Below are 13,893 nucleotides of genomic sequence, written 5' to 3' on the forward strand. Positions count from 1 at the left end.
CCGATCCAGTCGTTCCCAGCGGTGCGGGCGGCCTCTCGGCCGATCGCGGAGGACCCTGTGACCGAACTGCTGGCCCCGAACTCCCTCGCCGCGCACGCGGGCGTCACGTCCACCTCGGGCCACGACGCGCTGCGCGCCGACATCCGCCGCCTGTCCACCATGCTGGGCCGCACGCTCGTGCACCACGGCGGACCGGAGCTGCTGGACCTCGTGGAGCAGGTGCGCAAGCTCGCCCGCGACGGCGGCCCGGAGATCACCGCGCTGCTGTCCGGGCTCGACGCGGGCACCGCGGTGGCGCTGGCCCGCGCGTTCTCCCAGTACTTCCAGCTGGCCAACATCGCCGAGCAGCGCCACCGCGCCGCCGAGCTCGCGGCCACCCATCCCGACGGCCACGGCCCGCTGCGGCGGCTGATGGGCCGGCTGGCCGGGTCGGCGGACACGCAGGAGGTGCAGGACGTCCTGGCCCGCGCCGAGCTGCGCCCGGTGTTCACCGCGCACCCCACGGAGTCGTCGCGGCAGTCGGTGCTGGCGATCCTGCGCCGCGTCGCCGACGGGCTGGACCGCGGCGCCTCCGACGACGACCTGGAGTCGCTGGTCGAGCTGCTCTGGCAGACCGACGAGCTGCGTCCCGGCAAGCCCACCGTCGCCGACGAGGCGCGCGCGATCGGCTGGTACATGGAGCAGCTGGGCCGCGGCGCGGTGCCGGAGCTGCTCGCCGAGTTCGAGCGGGAGGTGCGCGCGGCCGGGTTCACCGTGCCGCCGGACGCCCGGCCGCTGGTGCTCGGCTGCTGGGTCGGCGGCGACCGGGACGGCAACCCCAATGTCACCCCGGCTGTCACGCGCGAGGTGCTGGAGCTGTACTCCGACCGCGCGCTGCGCATCCACGAGGGGCTGGTCGAGGAGCTGATCGGTGAGCTCAGCATCTCGACGCGGGTGATCGGGGTGTCCGAGGAGCTGCGCGCCTCGCTGGCCCGCGACCGCCGCGCGCTGCCGGAGGTGCACGACCGCTTCATCCGGCTCAACGCGAACGAGCCCTACCGCCTGAAGCTCAGCTACGTCCAGGCGCGGCTGGCGCACACCCGCACCCGGTCCGAGCACGTGCCCGGGCGCGACTACCTGGGCCCCGACGGCTACGTCGAGGACTTGGCCGTGATCGACCGCTCCCTGCGCGGCCACCTCGGTGCCCGCATCGCCGACGGCACGCTGGCCCGCGCCCTGCGCACCGCCCGCGCGCTCGGGCTCCATCTCGCCGAGCTGGACGTCCGCGAGCACAGCAGGCGCCACCACGAGGCCCTCGGCGCGGTGTACGACGCGCTGGGCGAGCTGGACCGGCCGTACGCGGAGCTGACGCGGGAGGAGCGGACGGAGCTGCTCTCCCGTGAGCTCGACCACGGCCGCCCGCTGATCCGCCGCCGCTACGGGCTGCCCGCGGAGGCCGTCGACGTCCTGGGCGTGTTCGACCTGCTCCACGAGGTGCAGCACCAGTACGGGCCGCAGGTGGCGCGCACCTACATCGTGTCGATGTGCCAGGGTGTCGACGACCTGCTCGCCGTCGCCGTGCTGTCCCGCGAGGCGTTCATGGTGGAGCTGCGGCACGACCCGCGCAGCTCGATCGACCTGGTGCCGCTGTTCGAGACGGTGGAGGAGCTCTCGCAGGCGGGTCCGCTGCTCGACGGGCTGCTGTCGGTCCCCGGGTACCGGCAGCACGTCCGCAACCGCGGCGACCTGCAGGAGGTGATGCTCGGCTACTCCGACTCCAACAAGGGCGCCGGCATCACCACGTCGCAGTGGGAGATCCACCGCGCGCAGCGCCAGCTGCGCGACGTCGCGGCCGGGCACGGGGTGCGGCTGCGGCTGTTCCACGGGCGCGGCGGGTCGGTCGGGCGCGGCGGCGGGCCGTCGGCGGAGGCCGTGGCGTCGGCGCCGTACGGGTCGGTGGACGCGACGATGAAGGTCACCGAGCAGGGCGAGGTCGTGTCCGACAAGTACTCGCTGCCCGCGCTCGCCCACGACAACCTGGAGATCATGCTCGCGGCGATGCTGGAGGCCACGCTGCTGCACCAGTCGAGCCGCTGGGACGACGCCACCCTCGAGCGCTGGGACGAGGCGATGACGGTCGTCAGCGACGCCGCCCGCACCGCGTACGCGGGGCTGGTCTCGCGGCCGGGGCTGCCGGAGTTCTTCACCGCCGCCACCCCCGTCGACGAGCTGGGCGAGCTCAACGTCGGCTCCCGCCCGTCGCGGCGCCCCGGCTCGGGCGACCGCACGCTCGACGACCTGCGCGCCATCCCGTGGGTGTTCGGCTGGACGCAGACCCGGATGGTCGTGCCCGGCTGGTACGGCCTGGGCAGCGGGCTGGCCGCCGCGCGTGCGGCGGGTTACGGGGAGCAGCTCGACGAGATGCGCGAGTGGGCCTTCTTCACCAACCTGCTGGGCAACGTCGAGATGACGCTGGCCAAGACCGACCTGCGGATCGCGCGGTTCTACGTCGAGGAGCTGGTGGACCCGGCGCTGCATCCGGTGTTCGACGACATCGTGGCCGAGCACGCGTCCACGCTGCGGGAGGTGCTGCGGCTGACCGGGTCGCCGACGCTGCTCGCCCGGCACCCGGTGCTGCGTCACACCCTCGCGGTGCGCGCGTCCTACCTGGAGCCGCTGCACCACCTGCAGGTGGAGCTGCTGTCCCAGCGCCGCCGCACCTCCGAACCCGACGCCGACCTGCAGCGCGCCCTGCTGCTGACGATCAACGGCATCGCGGCGGGACTGCGCAACACCGGCTGACGCCCCTCCCCGTTGCAGTGGGGTGGCTCTACTCCGACCCGGTTGCAGTAAAGCCACCCCACTGCAACCCCGGGCGGAGTTACCGGGCCGCGTGGACTGCTGCCGGCGCGTGCGTGTGGGACGGCTCGACGCCTGGGGCCGGCCATCCCGGCCACACCAGCAGGCGCAGCCCGTTGAGGCAGACCAGCACGGTCGACAGCTCGTGTCCGGCGACCCCGACGGCCAGCGGGAGCGTGCCGACCAGGTCCCACGTCACCAGCCCGGCGATGACGGCCGCGGCGAACGCCAGGTTGGCCCGCGCCACCCGCCGCGCCCGCCGGGTGAGGGTGATCAGGGGGACGAGCGAGCCGAGCGGGTCGCGCAGCAGCACGCCGTCGGAGGCCTGGACGCTGAGCGCGCCGGCCCCCTCGCCGACCGCGAGCCCGACCGCGGCGGTGGCCAGCAGCGGGGCGTCGTTGATGCCGTCGCCGACGGCGAGCACCGTGCCGGGGTGGGCGGTCGCGACGGCGGCCTTGTCGGCGGGCAGCAGGCCGGGGCGCACGTCGTCGATGCCCAGGGCGCCGGCCACCGCGGCGGCGGGGCGCGGGGCGTCGCCGGTGAGCAGGGCCGGTGCGGTGCCGAGCAGCGCGGTGAGCTCGGCGACGGCCGCGGCCGCACCGGGGCGCAGCTCGTCGGACAGGGCCAGGACGCCGACCGGCCGCCCGTCGACGGAGACGACCACCGCGGTGCGCCCTGCGCCCTCGTGCCGCGCCACGGCCTCCCCGACCGCGTCGCCCCCCGTCCCCGCATCGCAGTGGGGTGGCTTCACTGCAACGGGATCGGAGTGGAGCCACCCCACTGCAACGGCGGGGCGGGGCGGGCGGCCCACCCGGATCGTCGCCCCGTCCAGCTCGGCGCGGACCCCCTCGCCGGGCTCGGCGGCGAAGCCCGTCACGGCCGGGACCGGGAGCCCGGCCGCCGCGTCGCGGACCGCCCGGCCCAGCACGTGCTCGCTGCCCGCCTCGGCCGCGGCGGCGAGGACGAGCACGTCGTCGCGCGTGCGGGACGGGTCGAGCACGTCGACGGCCACCACCTCGGGCCGTCCGCGGGTGACGGTGCCGGTCTTGTCCAGCACCACCGCGTCGACCTCGGCCAGGGTCTCGACCACCCCGGCGTCCTTGAGCAGCACCCCGCGCCGGCCCGCCACGGCGATCGCGGCCAGCAGCGGCGGCATCGTGGCGAGCACGATCGCGCACGGCGAGGCGACGATCATGAATGTCATCGCGCGCAGCAGCGTCGGCTCGAACTCCGCACCCAGCAGCAGCGGCCCGGCCAGCAGCGCCACGGTGGCCGCCACGACGACCACCGAGTAGCGCTGCTCGATCCGCTCGATCCACAGCTGCCGCCCCGACTTGGTCTCCGTGGCGTGCCGGACCTGGGTCGCGATCCCGGCGACGACGGACTCGGCCGGGTCGCGCCCGACGCGCACGCGCAGCGTCCCGGTGCCGTTGACGGTGCCCGCGTGCACGTCGTCGCCGCGCCGGCGGGCGACGGGCAGCGGCTCGCCGGTGAGCCCCGCGGTGTCGACGTCGCTCGCGCCGTCGAGCACGCGGCCGTCGGCGGGGATCTGCTCGCCGGGCCGCACCAGCACCTCGTCGCCGACGGACAGCTCGGCCGCGCGCACGGTGCACTCCCCGTCGGGGGTGAGCAGGGTGGCCGTCTCGGGGGCGAGGTCGAGCAGCGCCTCGATGCTGCGGCGGGTGCGGGCGGTCATCACGGCCTCGAGGGCCCCGGACCCGGCGAAGATGACGATGAGCAGCCCGCCGTCGAGGTGCTGGCCGATGGCCGCGGCGGCCAGGGCGGCGACGACCATCAGCAGGTCGACGTCGAGGCGGCGCTCCCCCAGCGCCCGGACGCCCTCGACCGCGGGCTCCCACCCGCCCGCGAGGTAGCAGGCCGCGTAGAGCAGCGCGACCAGCGCGGCCGGCGCGCCGAGCAGATCGGCGGGCACGGCCAGCGCGAACGCGGCGAGGGAGAGCAGGGCCCAGCGGACCTCGGGCATCGACCACATGCGCGTCACCATAGCTGCGTATGTATGAAGGTATGCAGGTTAGGCCCTCGGGTATCCTGCGTCCGTGCACGACGGCATCCCCGGCTTCGCGATGCCGCACCCGGACGACGTCCGGCGGGCGGCCGAGTCGCTGCGCCTGCTCGCCGACCCCACGCGCATCAAGATCCTCTGGGCCCTGCTGCACGGCGAGGAGTCGGTCGCGTGCCTGGCCGAGCTCGTCGGCGCCGCCCCCACCGCCGTCAGCCAGCACCTGGCCAAGCTGCGGCTCGCGGGCCTGGTCGAGGGCCGCCGCGAGGGCACGTTCATCTACTACTCGGCGGGCGACGGCGTCCGCGCCCTGCTCACCGAGGCCCTGCGCGCCGGCGCGCCCGCGGCGAGCAGCCGGTAGCCGGCGGGCGCACCGCCGGCCGGGGTGATCACCGGCGCCTGATCACGACTGCTTCGCCGCCAGCTCGGCCACCGCACGGCGGGCGGCCATCGGGTCCGGCGCGGCGCAGGCGGCGGTCGCCCGCTCGCGGCAGTCCTCCAGCGTGGCGGCGGCGAGGCTCGCGCCCACCCCGGCCAGCGCCCCGGCGCCCATCGACAGCGTCGCCATCCCGAGCCCGACGAGCACGGGGGCAAGCGTCGGGTCGGCCGCGGCCTCGCCGCACACGCCGACCGGGGTGCCGGTCGCCGCGGACGCCTCCCCGAGCAGGCGCAGCAGCCGCAGCAGCCGCAGCAGTGCGGGCTGCCACGGGTCGTTGAGGGCGGCGACCGGCCCGGACTGGCGGTCGGCCGCGAACAGGTACTGCGCCAGGTCGTTGGTGCCGACGCTGGCGAAGTCGACCTCGGCCAGCACCTCGTGGGCGGTGAGCACCGCCGCCGGCACCTCGATCATGACGCCCGCCGACCGGATCCCGTGGGCCCGGCAGCGCTGTACGAACCAGCGCGCCTCCTCGGCCGTCGCGACCATCGGGGCCATCACCTTCAGCTCCGCGCCCGTCTCCGCCGCGGCGGCGGCGAGGGTCGCGAGCTGGCGGTCGAGCACGTCGGAGCCGGGGCCGGGGACCCGCGCGACCCGCAGCCCGCGGACGCCGAGCGCGGGGTTCGGCTCGCCGTCGAGGGTGAGGAAGGGCAGCGGCTTGTCGGCGCCGGCGTCGAGGGTGCGGGCGGTGACCGGCCGAGTCGTGCCCCCACCGCCGGCGGGCGGGCCGGAGAACGCGGAGAGCACCCCCGCGTAGACCGCCTGCTGGGTCGCGACCGGGGGCTCCTCGGCCGCGGAGAGGAAGGTGAGCTCGGTGCGGAACAGCCCGACGCCCTGCGCGCGCAGCCCCGCGGCCTTCTCCGCGCCGGGCGTGTCGCCGACGTTGGCCAGCAGCGGCACCACGTGCCCGTCGGACGTCCGCCCGACGCCGTCCCACTCCGCCGCGACCGCGGCGCCGTCCGTGAGCACCAGGACCTCGGCCACCTCCTCGACCGCGCCGGTCGCGCCGTCGACGACGACCGCGGACCCCTCGACCAGCGACGTCGCCCCCGCGCACCCGACGACCGCGGGGATGCCGAGCGAGCGGGCCAGGATCGCGGTGTGGCTGGTCGGGCCGCCCTGCTCGGTGACGAGCGCGAGCGCGATGCCCGGCCGGAGCCCGGCGGTGTCGGCGGGGGCGAGGTCGGCGGCGACCAGCACACACGGCGCGTCGAGGTCGGCGACGCCTGGCGCGGGCAGCCCGAGCAGCTCGGCGACGATCCGGTCGCGCACGTCGTGGATGTCGCGGGCGCGCTCGGCCATGTAGCCGCCCATGCCGGTGAGCAGGTCGGCGAACGCGCCGGCCGCCTCGTACACGGCGCGGGCGGCGGTGCGGCCGCCGCCGGTGACCAGGTCGCGGGCGTTGTCGAGCAGGGCGGGGTCGGTGACCATCGCGACGGTCGCCTCCAGCACGTCGCGGGCGTCGCCGGACACCGTCGCGGCCCGGGCCTCCAGGCGCGCGGCCACGACGCCGACGGCGGGGGCGATGCGGTCGGCCTCCGCGGCGGGGTCGGTGGGAGCGGGCCCGGCCGGGGGCTCGCCCGGTGCGTCGGCGACCCGGACGACCCGTCCGCTCGCCCGTCCCGGACTCGCCGGGATCCCGCTCAGTGTCCGCATGTCCGCTCCAGATGACTTCGTCGTGACCCGTTGACAAACACAGTAAAACCCACATACTCGGTAACAAGCAAGCACAAACACAGGAGCAAACAAAGATGTACGCAGCGGAGCGGCAGCAGTGGTTGCTCAACCGGACCCGCGAGGCGGGCCGTCTCGACGTGGCCGTCACGGCCGAGGAGCTCGACGTCTCGGCCGAGACGATCCGGCGCGACCTCGACGCCCTGGAGCGCCAGGGCCTGCTGCGCCGCGTGCACGGTGGCGCCATCCCGGCCGACCTGCTCGGTTTCGAGCCCGGCATCTCCGCCCGCGACTCGGTGGCCGCGCAGGAGAAGGAGCGCATCGCCAAGGCCGCCCTCGAGGAGCTCGACGGTGCCACCACCGTGTTGCTCGACGCGGGCACCACCACCGCCCGCCTCGCCGCGCTGCTGCCGACCGACCGCGAGCTGACCGTCGTCACCAACGCCCTGCCGATCGCGTCCATGCTCGCCGCGCGACCGAACATCACGCTGCTGATGCTCGGCGGCCGCGTCCGCGGCACCACGATGGCCACCGTCGACGAGTGGGCGCTCGACGTGCTGGGCGACCTCACCGCCGACGTCGCCTTCCTGGGCACCAACGGCTTCTCCGCCGAGCGCGGCCTCACCACCCCCGACCGCGCCGAGGCCGCCGCCAAGAAGGCCATGCTCGGCGCCGCCCGCCGCGCGGTCGTGCTGGCCGACTCCGCCAAGCACGGCGCCGACCAGTTCGTCCGCTTCGGCCGGCTCGACCAGGTCGACGCGCTGATCACCGACACCGGCCTGACGCCGGACACCGCGGCCGCGCTGTCGGCCGCCGGACCGAGAGTGGTGCGCGCCTGATGATCATCACGGTCACCCCCAACCCCAGCCTCGACCGCACGATCGAGCTGCCGCACCTCCTGCGCGGTGAGGTCCACCGGGCCACCTCGGTGCGCCTGGACCCGGGCGGCAAGGGCGTCAACGTGGCCCGCGCGCTCACCGCGGCCGGCCTCGACACGATCGCCGTCCTGCCCTCGGGCCGGGCCCCGGGCGGGCGCCTGACCGGCCTGCTGGACGTGCACGGCGTGCGGGCGGCCACCGTCGTCATCGACGGCGCCACCCGCACCAACATCACCCTCGTCGAGCCGGACGGCACCACGACCAAGATCAACGAGATCGGTCCGGTGCTCACCGAGGACGAGGTGACCCAACTGGCCGACACGGTCGGGTCCCTGGCGGCCGGGGCGAGCTGGGTCGTCACCTGCGGGTCGCTGCCCGCCGGGATGCCGGACGACTTCCACGCCGAGCTCGTCCGGCGCACCCGCCGGGCCGGGGTCCGGGTCGCGGTCGACGCGAGCGACGCCCCGCTGCGGGCCGCCTGCGCCGCGGGCCCGGACCTGATCAAGCCGAACCACGAGGAGCTGGCCGAGCTCGTCGGGCGCCCGCTGGCAAGCCTCGGCGACGTCCTCGACGCGGCCCGTGAGCTGCGCGCCTCCGGTGTCGGGGCGGTGCTCGTCAGCCTCGGGGCGGGCGGCGCGCTGCTGGTGGAGGACGGCGGCGAGTACCACGCCGTCTCGTCGCCGGTCGCCGTCCGCAGCACCGTCGGCGCGGGTGACGCCACCCTCGCCGGTTTCCTCGCGGCCGGCGGCGCCGGCCCCGACGCACTCCGCCACGCGGTGGCCTACGGGGCCGCCGCGTGCCGCCTGCCGGGCAGTGCGATGCCCGGACCGCACGAGATCGACCAGCACGACGTCCGGGTGGTCTCCCACCCGGACGCCACCCTCGCCCTCACCGGAGCAGCCGCATGACCGCCCTGATCACCGCCGATCTCGTCGACCTCGACCTCCCCTCGGCCGACCGCCGCACCGCGGTGCGCTCGCTCGCCGAGCGGCTGGAGAAGGCCGGGCGGGTCACCGACATCGAACGGTTCCTCGCCGACATCGAGGCCCGCGAGGCGCAGATGGCGACCGGCCTGGAGGGCGGCATCGGCATCCCGCACTGCCGCTCCGCCGCCGTCACCGAGCCGACGCTCGCGTTCGGCCGCAGCACCACCGGCGTCGACTTCGGCGCCGAGGACGGGCCCGCCACGCTCGTCTTCATGATCGCCGCCCCCGAGGGCGGGAACACCGACCACATGACGGTGCTGGCCGCGTTGGCCCGCCGGTTGGTGCGCAAGGCGTTCAAGGACGAGCTGACCAACGCCACCGACGCCGGGGCCGTTGCGGACTACATCCAGAAGGAGGTCGCGGGATGAAGCTCCTGGCGATCACGGCATGCCCCACGGGCATCGCGCACACGTACATGGCCGCCGAGGCCCTCGAGTAGGCCGCGGCCGACGCCGGGCACGAGATGGTGGTGGAGACCCAGGGCTCGGCGGGCACCACGCCCTTCACCGACGCCCAGATCGCCGAGGCCGACGCGATCATCTTCGCCGCCGACGTCGCCGTCCGGGACGAGGAGCGCTTCGCGCACCTGCCGGTCGTGCGCACCGGGGTGAAGAAGGCCATCAGCGGCGCCGAGGGCCTCGTCGCGCAGGCCGTCGAGGCCGCGCGGAACGCCCCGAAGGGCGCCGTCCCGGCGCAGCGCTCCGCCTCGCCCGCCACCAAGGACTTCGGTCCGGGCTTCGGCTCCCGCCTGCGCGGCTGGCTGATGACCGGTGTCTCCTACGTCATCCCGTTCGTGGCCGCGGGCGGCCTGCTGATCGCGCTGGGTTTCGCGCTCGGCGGCTACCAGATCACCGACGCGCCGGCCGTCACCGACGGCTTCGACGTCGCCTCGCTGGCCAGCTGGGCCGCGCTGTTCTTCCAGATCGGCGCGCTCGCGTTCGGGTTCCTGGTGCCGGTGCTCGGCGGCTTCATCGCCTACGCGATGGCAGACCGCCCGGCGATCGTGCCCGGCTTCGTCGGCGGCGCCATCGCCGCGGAGATCGGCGCGGGCTTCCTCGGCGGCCTGATCGCGGGCCTGCTCGCCGGCGCCGTCGTCATGGGGCTCAAGCGGTTCTCGGTGCCCAAGGCGATGGCCGGGATCATGCCGGTGGTCGTGTACCCGCTGCTCGGCACGCTCGTCGTCGGCATCGCGATGTTCGTGATCATCGGCCCGCCGCTGGCCGCGGTGAACACCGGCCTGACGGCGTGGCTGACCGGGCTGTCCGGGGCCAACGCCCTGCTGCTCGGCGCGATCGTCGGGCTGATGATGGCCTTCGACATGGGCGGGCCGGTCAACAAGGCCGCCTACACGTTCGCGATCGCCGGGCTGGGAGCGGTTCCGAGGCCGGGCTGCTGATCATGGCCGCGGTGATGGCCGCGGGCATGACCCCGCCGCTGGCGATGGCGCTGGCCACCGTCGTCCGCAAGAAGCTGTTCAGCGAGGTCGAGCGGGAGAACGGGCGGGCCGCCTGGCTGCTCGGGGCCTCCTTCATCACCGAGGGCGCGATCCCGTTCGCCGCGGCCGACCCGCTGCGCGTCATCCCGTCGCTGATGGCCGGCTCGGCCGTGACCGGGGTGCTGTCCATCGCGTTCGGCTCGACCCTGCGGGCCCCGCACGGCGGCATCTTCGTGCTGCCGCTGATCGGCAACCCCTTCGGCTACCTGGTCGCCATCGTCGTCGGGACGCTGATCTCCACCGCGCTGGTCGTCGCGCTCAAGAACGCCCGCCGCTCGCCCGCCACCACCGCGGCGCCCGTCGCCGTCGCCGCCTGATCCCGGAGGACACACCATGACCGTCGAGCGCCGCGTCACCGTCGGATCGTCGGTGGGCCTGCACGCCCGCCCCGCCACCCTGTTCACCAAGGCCGCCGCCGCGCAGCCCGTCAAGGTCACGATCGCCGCGGGCGACCGCGGCCCGGTCGACGCCCGCAGCATCCTCTCGGTGCTCGGGCTCGGCGTGGGCAGCGGCGAGGAGGTGGTGCTCTCCGCCGAGGACGGCGCCGACTCCGAGGCCGCCGTCACCGCACTCGCCGAACTGCTCGCCACCGACCTGGACGCGAGCTGACGGACCCCCGGCCGCGTGCCCGCGGCCGGGTCGCACGACGACGGCGCGGTGCCCCTTCCGTCGAGGGGCACCGCGCCGTCGCGCGTGCAGGGCCGCCGGGCCTCAGCGGTCCAGGGCGTCGTAGGCGTCGAGCAGCTGGGCCAGTGCCGCGTCCAGGTAGTCGGTGACGGCGTCCGCGGCGGCGGCCCGGTCACCGGCCTCCAGCAGCGCGCAGATCGCGTCGTTGCGGGCGAGGTAGGGCTCGAAGAACTCGCGGACGTCGGGCATGCGGTGGAACACCAGACGCATCTCGGCGAGCAGCAGCCCCATCTGCTGGTCGAGCCGTGGGCTGCCGGCGAGGCCGACCAGCGCGCGGTGGAAGTGCTGGTTGGCGCTGCCGACGGCGTTCCAGTCGCCGGCCGCGGCGGCCGCGTGCCCCTCCTGCACCGCGGTGCGCAGGGCGGCCACCCCGTCCCGGGACCACGCCTCGCCGTACCGGACGGCGGCGGGCTCGATGAGGCGCCGGGCCCGGTAGACGTCGCGCACGGCGTCGCGGTCGGGTCGGGCCACGAACACGCCGCGGTGCGCCTCGCGCACCAGCACCCGCTCGGCGACGAGCTGGCTCAGCGCCTCGCGGACGGTGTTGCGGGAGACGGCCAGCGCGGTGCAGACGTCCTGCTCGGGCAGCCGCTCGCCGGGCCGCAGCCGCCCCTCCACCACCTCCTCGCGGACCGCGTCGGCGACCCGCTCGGCCGTGGTGCTCCGGGCGACGAGGGCCCGCGCGCGACCGAGGGAGGCGAGGGCGTCGACCGAGGTCATGGGTGCACTGTAGAAGACGTTCCTCTTGCAGGATTGTTGAACAATCCTTACGCTCACCGAAACTCGGCGTGAGGGAGGCCACAATGACCGAGAACGTGAGGGCAGGGGCCGAGAACGTGAGGGCAGGGGCCGAGAACGTGAAGGCGGCGATCGGCTCGGCGACGAGCCGGGGCGCGGTGCTCGGGGCGATGTTCCTGATGGCGACGAGCGCCATCGGGCCCGGGTTCATCACCCAGACCACGACGTTCACCGCGCGGCTCGGCGCGGCGTTCGCGTTCGCGGTGCTGGTGTCGATCCTGGTCGACATCGCGGTGCAGCTGAACGTGTGGCGGGTGATCGGGGTCAGCGGGCAGCGGGCGCACGAGCTGGGCAACCGGGTGCTGCCGGGCGTCGGCTACGCGCTGGCCGCGCTCGTCGTCGTCGGCGGGCTGGTGTTCAACATCGGCAACGTCGGTGGCACCGGGCTCGGCGTCAACGCGATGCTCGGCGTCGACGCGAAGATCGGCGGGGCGATCTCGGCGGCGATCGCCATCGCGATCTTCCTGAGCAAGCGGGCCGGTGTGGCGCTGGACCGGATCGTCGTCGTGCTCGGAACGGTGATGATCCTGATGACGGCCTACGTCGCGGTGGTCTCCGGACCGCCCGTCGGCGACGCGCTGCGCCAGACCGTGCTGCCCGACCAGGTCGACTTCCTGGTGATCACCACGCTGATCGGCGGCACCGTCGGCGGCTACATCACCTACGCCGGAGCGCACCGGCTGCTGGACTCCGGGCTGACCGGCCCGGAGCACGTCGGTGCGATCTCCCGCAGCTCGATCGTCGGGATCCTGGTGACCGGTGTGATGCGGGTGCTGCTGTTCCTCGCCGTGCTCGGCGTGGTCGCGGGCGGTGTGGCGCTGGCGGAGGACAACCCCGCGGCGAGCGCGTTCGAGGCGGCGGCGGGCCAGGTGGGCCTGCGCGTCTTCGGGATCATCCTGTGGGCCGCGAGCATCACCTCGGTGATCGGCGCGGCGTACACCTCGGTGTCGTTCCTGACCTCGAGCGGCACCTCACCGCGGCGACGCAACCTGCTCACCGTCGGCTTCATCGCGCTCTCCGCGACGATCTACCTGCTGGTCGGCACGGCCCCGGTGACCCTGCTGGTGTTCGCGGGCGCGTTCAACGGGCTGATCCTGCCGATCGGGTTCACCGTGGTGCTGTGGGTGGCGTGGCGGCGCCGCGACCTGCTCGGCGGCTACCGCTACCCGGCCTGGCTGCTCGGCATCGGCGTGCTGGCCTGGGTGCTGACGCTGTACCTGGGCTACCAGTCGCTCGGCGGGCTGGCGAGCCTGTGATCGATCTGAACGCCGATCTCGGCGAGTCCTTCGGGCGCTGGACCCTCGGCGACGACGACGCCATGCTCGACGTCGTCACCTCCGCGAACGTGGCCTGCGGCTTCCACGCGGGCGACGCCACGACGCTGCGCCGCACCTGCGTGGCGGCCGCGGCGCGGGGCGTGGTCGTGGGCGCGCAGGTCGGCTACCGCGACCTCGCCGGGTTCGGCAGGCGGTTCGTCGACATGGACCCGGTCGAGCTCACCGACGAGGTGCTCTACCAGCTCGGCGCCCTGGACGGGATGTGCCGCGTGGCGGGCACGGCGGTGCGCTACCTCAAGCCGCACGGCGCCCTCTACAACGCCGTGGTGCACCACGAGACGCAGGCGCGGGCCGTCGTCGACGCGGTGCGGGCCTACGACCCGTCGCTGCCGGTGCTGGGCCTGCCCGGTTCGGAGCTGCTGCGGCTGGCCGAGGCGGCGGGGCTGCGCGCGGTGCCGGAGTTCTTCGTCGACCGCGGGTACACCGCAGGCGGCGCGCTCGTGCCGCGCTCGGAGCCCGGTGCGCTGCTGCACGACGCCGTCGAGGTGGCCGACCGGGTGCGGCGACTGCTCACCGAGGGCGTGGTGCGGGCGGTGGACGGCACGGACGTGCCGGTCCGGGCGGAGTCGGCCTGCGTGCACGGCGACTCCCCCGGTGCGGTGGAGATGGCGGTGGCTGTCCGATCGGCCCTGGAGGCCGACGGCGTGCGGCTGGCGGCGTTCGCGTGACCGGCCGCCCGCACACGGGTCCGGGGGTTCGCACACAGGGCCGGGCCCGTGTGCCGGCCCCGGAAGGTGTGTGCGA

The 13,893-nt window shown here is 75.1% G+C and carries 11 protein-coding genes and 1 pseudogene; 9 read left to right on the forward strand and 3 right to left on the reverse strand.

Annotated elements, in window-relative coordinates; all coding sequences use genetic code 11:
* The first annotated feature begins 57 nt into the window (after positions 1-57).
* On the forward strand, positions 58-2,781 hold the full coding sequence (gene ppc, locus PHY01_RS20240) for a phosphoenolpyruvate carboxylase (RefSeq protein WP_246086028.1): 2,724 nt from the start codon (positions 58-60) through the stop codon (positions 2,779-2,781).
* A gap of 79 nt (positions 2,782-2,860) precedes the next feature.
* Here the strand turns inward: ppc and PHY01_RS20245 are convergent, their stop codons facing one another.
* Positions 2,861-4,831 carry a heavy metal translocating P-type ATPase gene (locus tag PHY01_RS20245; RefSeq protein WP_246086029.1) on the reverse strand — a complete coding sequence of 657 codons (1,971 nt, stop codon included), beginning with the start codon at positions 4,829-4,831 and terminating at the stop codon, positions 2,861-2,863.
* A gap of 91 nt (positions 4,832-4,922) precedes the next feature.
* On the opposite strand from PHY01_RS20245, the gene PHY01_RS20250 reads away from it, so the two are divergent.
* A complete protein-coding gene (locus PHY01_RS20250) occupies positions 4,923-5,219 on the forward strand; it encodes an ArsR/SmtB family transcription factor (RefSeq protein WP_370467298.1) in 297 nt (98 codons plus the stop codon).
* Between the two features lie 42 nt (positions 5,220-5,261).
* On the opposite strand, the gene PHY01_RS20255 is transcribed toward PHY01_RS20250, so the two are convergent.
* Positions 5,262-6,950, reverse strand: coding sequence for a putative PEP-binding protein (locus tag PHY01_RS20255; RefSeq protein WP_141280734.1), 1,689 nt, complete (start codon positions 6,948-6,950; stop codon positions 5,262-5,264).
* Positions 6,951-7,045: 95 nt separating this feature from the next.
* Between PHY01_RS20255 and PHY01_RS20260 the strand changes: the two genes are divergently transcribed.
* The 5 genes and pseudogenes from PHY01_RS20260 to PHY01_RS20280 all read left to right on the forward strand — a co-directional run bounded on the left by PHY01_RS20260 (position 7,046) and on the right by PHY01_RS20280 (position 10,936).
* Positions 7,046-7,807, forward strand: coding sequence for a DeoR/GlpR family DNA-binding transcription regulator (locus PHY01_RS20260; RefSeq protein ID WP_141280736.1), 762 nt, complete (start codon positions 7,046-7,048; stop codon positions 7,805-7,807).
* Complete coding sequence (gene pfkB / locus PHY01_RS20265) at positions 7,807-8,754, forward strand: 1-phosphofructokinase (protein WP_141280738.1); 948 nt, start codon at positions 7,807-7,809, stop codon at positions 8,752-8,754. Before PHY01_RS20260 ends, pfkB begins: the two co-directional genes overlap by 1 nt.
* Positions 8,751-9,200, forward strand: coding sequence for a PTS sugar transporter subunit IIA (locus PHY01_RS20270; RefSeq protein WP_141280740.1), 450 nt, complete (start codon positions 8,751-8,753; stop codon positions 9,198-9,200). The genes pfkB and PHY01_RS20270 overlap by 4 nt, the downstream gene beginning before the upstream one ends.
* Positions 9,197-10,644, forward strand: a pseudogene (locus tag PHY01_RS20275) (PTS fructose transporter subunit IIC). The gene PHY01_RS20270 and the pseudogene PHY01_RS20275 overlap by 4 nt, the downstream one beginning before the upstream one ends.
* Positions 10,645-10,660: 16 nt before the next feature.
* Positions 10,661-10,936 carry an HPr family phosphocarrier protein gene (locus PHY01_RS20280; RefSeq protein WP_141280742.1) on the forward strand — a complete coding sequence of 92 codons (276 nt, stop codon included), beginning with the start codon at positions 10,661-10,663 and terminating at the stop codon, positions 10,934-10,936.
* 102 nt (positions 10,937-11,038) lie between these two features.
* Here the strand turns inward: PHY01_RS20280 and PHY01_RS20285 are convergent, their stop codons facing one another.
* On the reverse strand, positions 11,039-11,734 hold the full coding sequence (locus tag PHY01_RS20285) for a GntR family transcriptional regulator (protein ID WP_141280744.1): 696 nt from the start codon (positions 11,732-11,734) through the stop codon (positions 11,039-11,041).
* Between the two features lie 83 nt (positions 11,735-11,817).
* On the opposite strand from PHY01_RS20285, the gene PHY01_RS20290 reads away from it, so the two are divergent.
* Together PHY01_RS20290 and PHY01_RS20295 are read left to right on the forward strand one after the other, a co-directional pair.
* A complete protein-coding gene (locus PHY01_RS20290) occupies positions 11,818-13,068 on the forward strand; it encodes an NRAMP family divalent metal transporter (RefSeq protein WP_141280746.1) in 1,251 nt (416 codons plus the stop codon).
* Positions 13,068-13,817, forward strand: a complete 750-nt coding sequence (locus tag PHY01_RS20295; protein ID WP_141280902.1) for a LamB/YcsF family protein — start codon at positions 13,068-13,070, stop codon at positions 13,815-13,817. The genes PHY01_RS20290 and PHY01_RS20295 overlap by 1 nt, the downstream gene beginning before the upstream one ends.
* Positions 13,818-13,893: the final 76 nt, after the last annotated feature.

Source organism: Pseudonocardia hydrocarbonoxydans (assembly GCF_006539565.1).
In the GTDB taxonomy this organism is placed as follows: domain Bacteria; phylum Actinomycetota; class Actinomycetes; order Mycobacteriales; family Pseudonocardiaceae; genus Pseudonocardia; species Pseudonocardia hydrocarbonoxydans.

Excerpts from the sequence above, each read along its gene's own strand:
- PHY01_RS20260 (WP_141280736.1), top strand. The coding sequence starts at position 7,046 with ATGTACGCAGCGGAGCGGCAGCAGTGGTTGCTCAACCGGACCCGCGAG.
- PHY01_RS20280 (WP_141280742.1), top strand. The coding sequence starts at position 10,661 with ATGACCGTCGAGCGCCGCGTCACCGTCGGATCGTCGGTGGGCCTGCAC.
- PHY01_RS20250 (WP_370467298.1), top strand. The coding sequence starts at position 4,923 with ATGCCGCACCCGGACGACGTCCGGCGGGCGGCCGAGTCGCTGCGCCTG.
- pfkB (WP_141280738.1), top strand. The coding sequence starts at position 7,807 with ATGATCATCACGGTCACCCCCAACCCCAGCCTCGACCGCACGATCGAG.
- PHY01_RS20270 (WP_141280740.1), top strand. The coding sequence starts at position 8,751 with ATGACCGCCCTGATCACCGCCGATCTCGTCGACCTCGACCTCCCCTCG.
- PHY01_RS20245 (WP_246086029.1), bottom strand. The coding sequence starts at position 4,831 with ATGTGGTCGATGCCCGAGGTCCGCTGGGCCCTGCTCTCCCTCGCCGCG.
- PHY01_RS20255 (WP_141280734.1), bottom strand. The coding sequence starts at position 6,950 with ATGCGGACACTGAGCGGGATCCCGGCGAGTCCGGGACGGGCGAGCGGA.
- PHY01_RS20290 (WP_141280746.1), top strand. The coding sequence starts at position 11,818 with ATGACCGAGAACGTGAGGGCAGGGGCCGAGAACGTGAGGGCAGGGGCC.
- PHY01_RS20285 (WP_141280744.1), bottom strand. The coding sequence starts at position 11,734 with ATGACCTCGGTCGACGCCCTCGCCTCCCTCGGTCGCGCGCGGGCCCTC.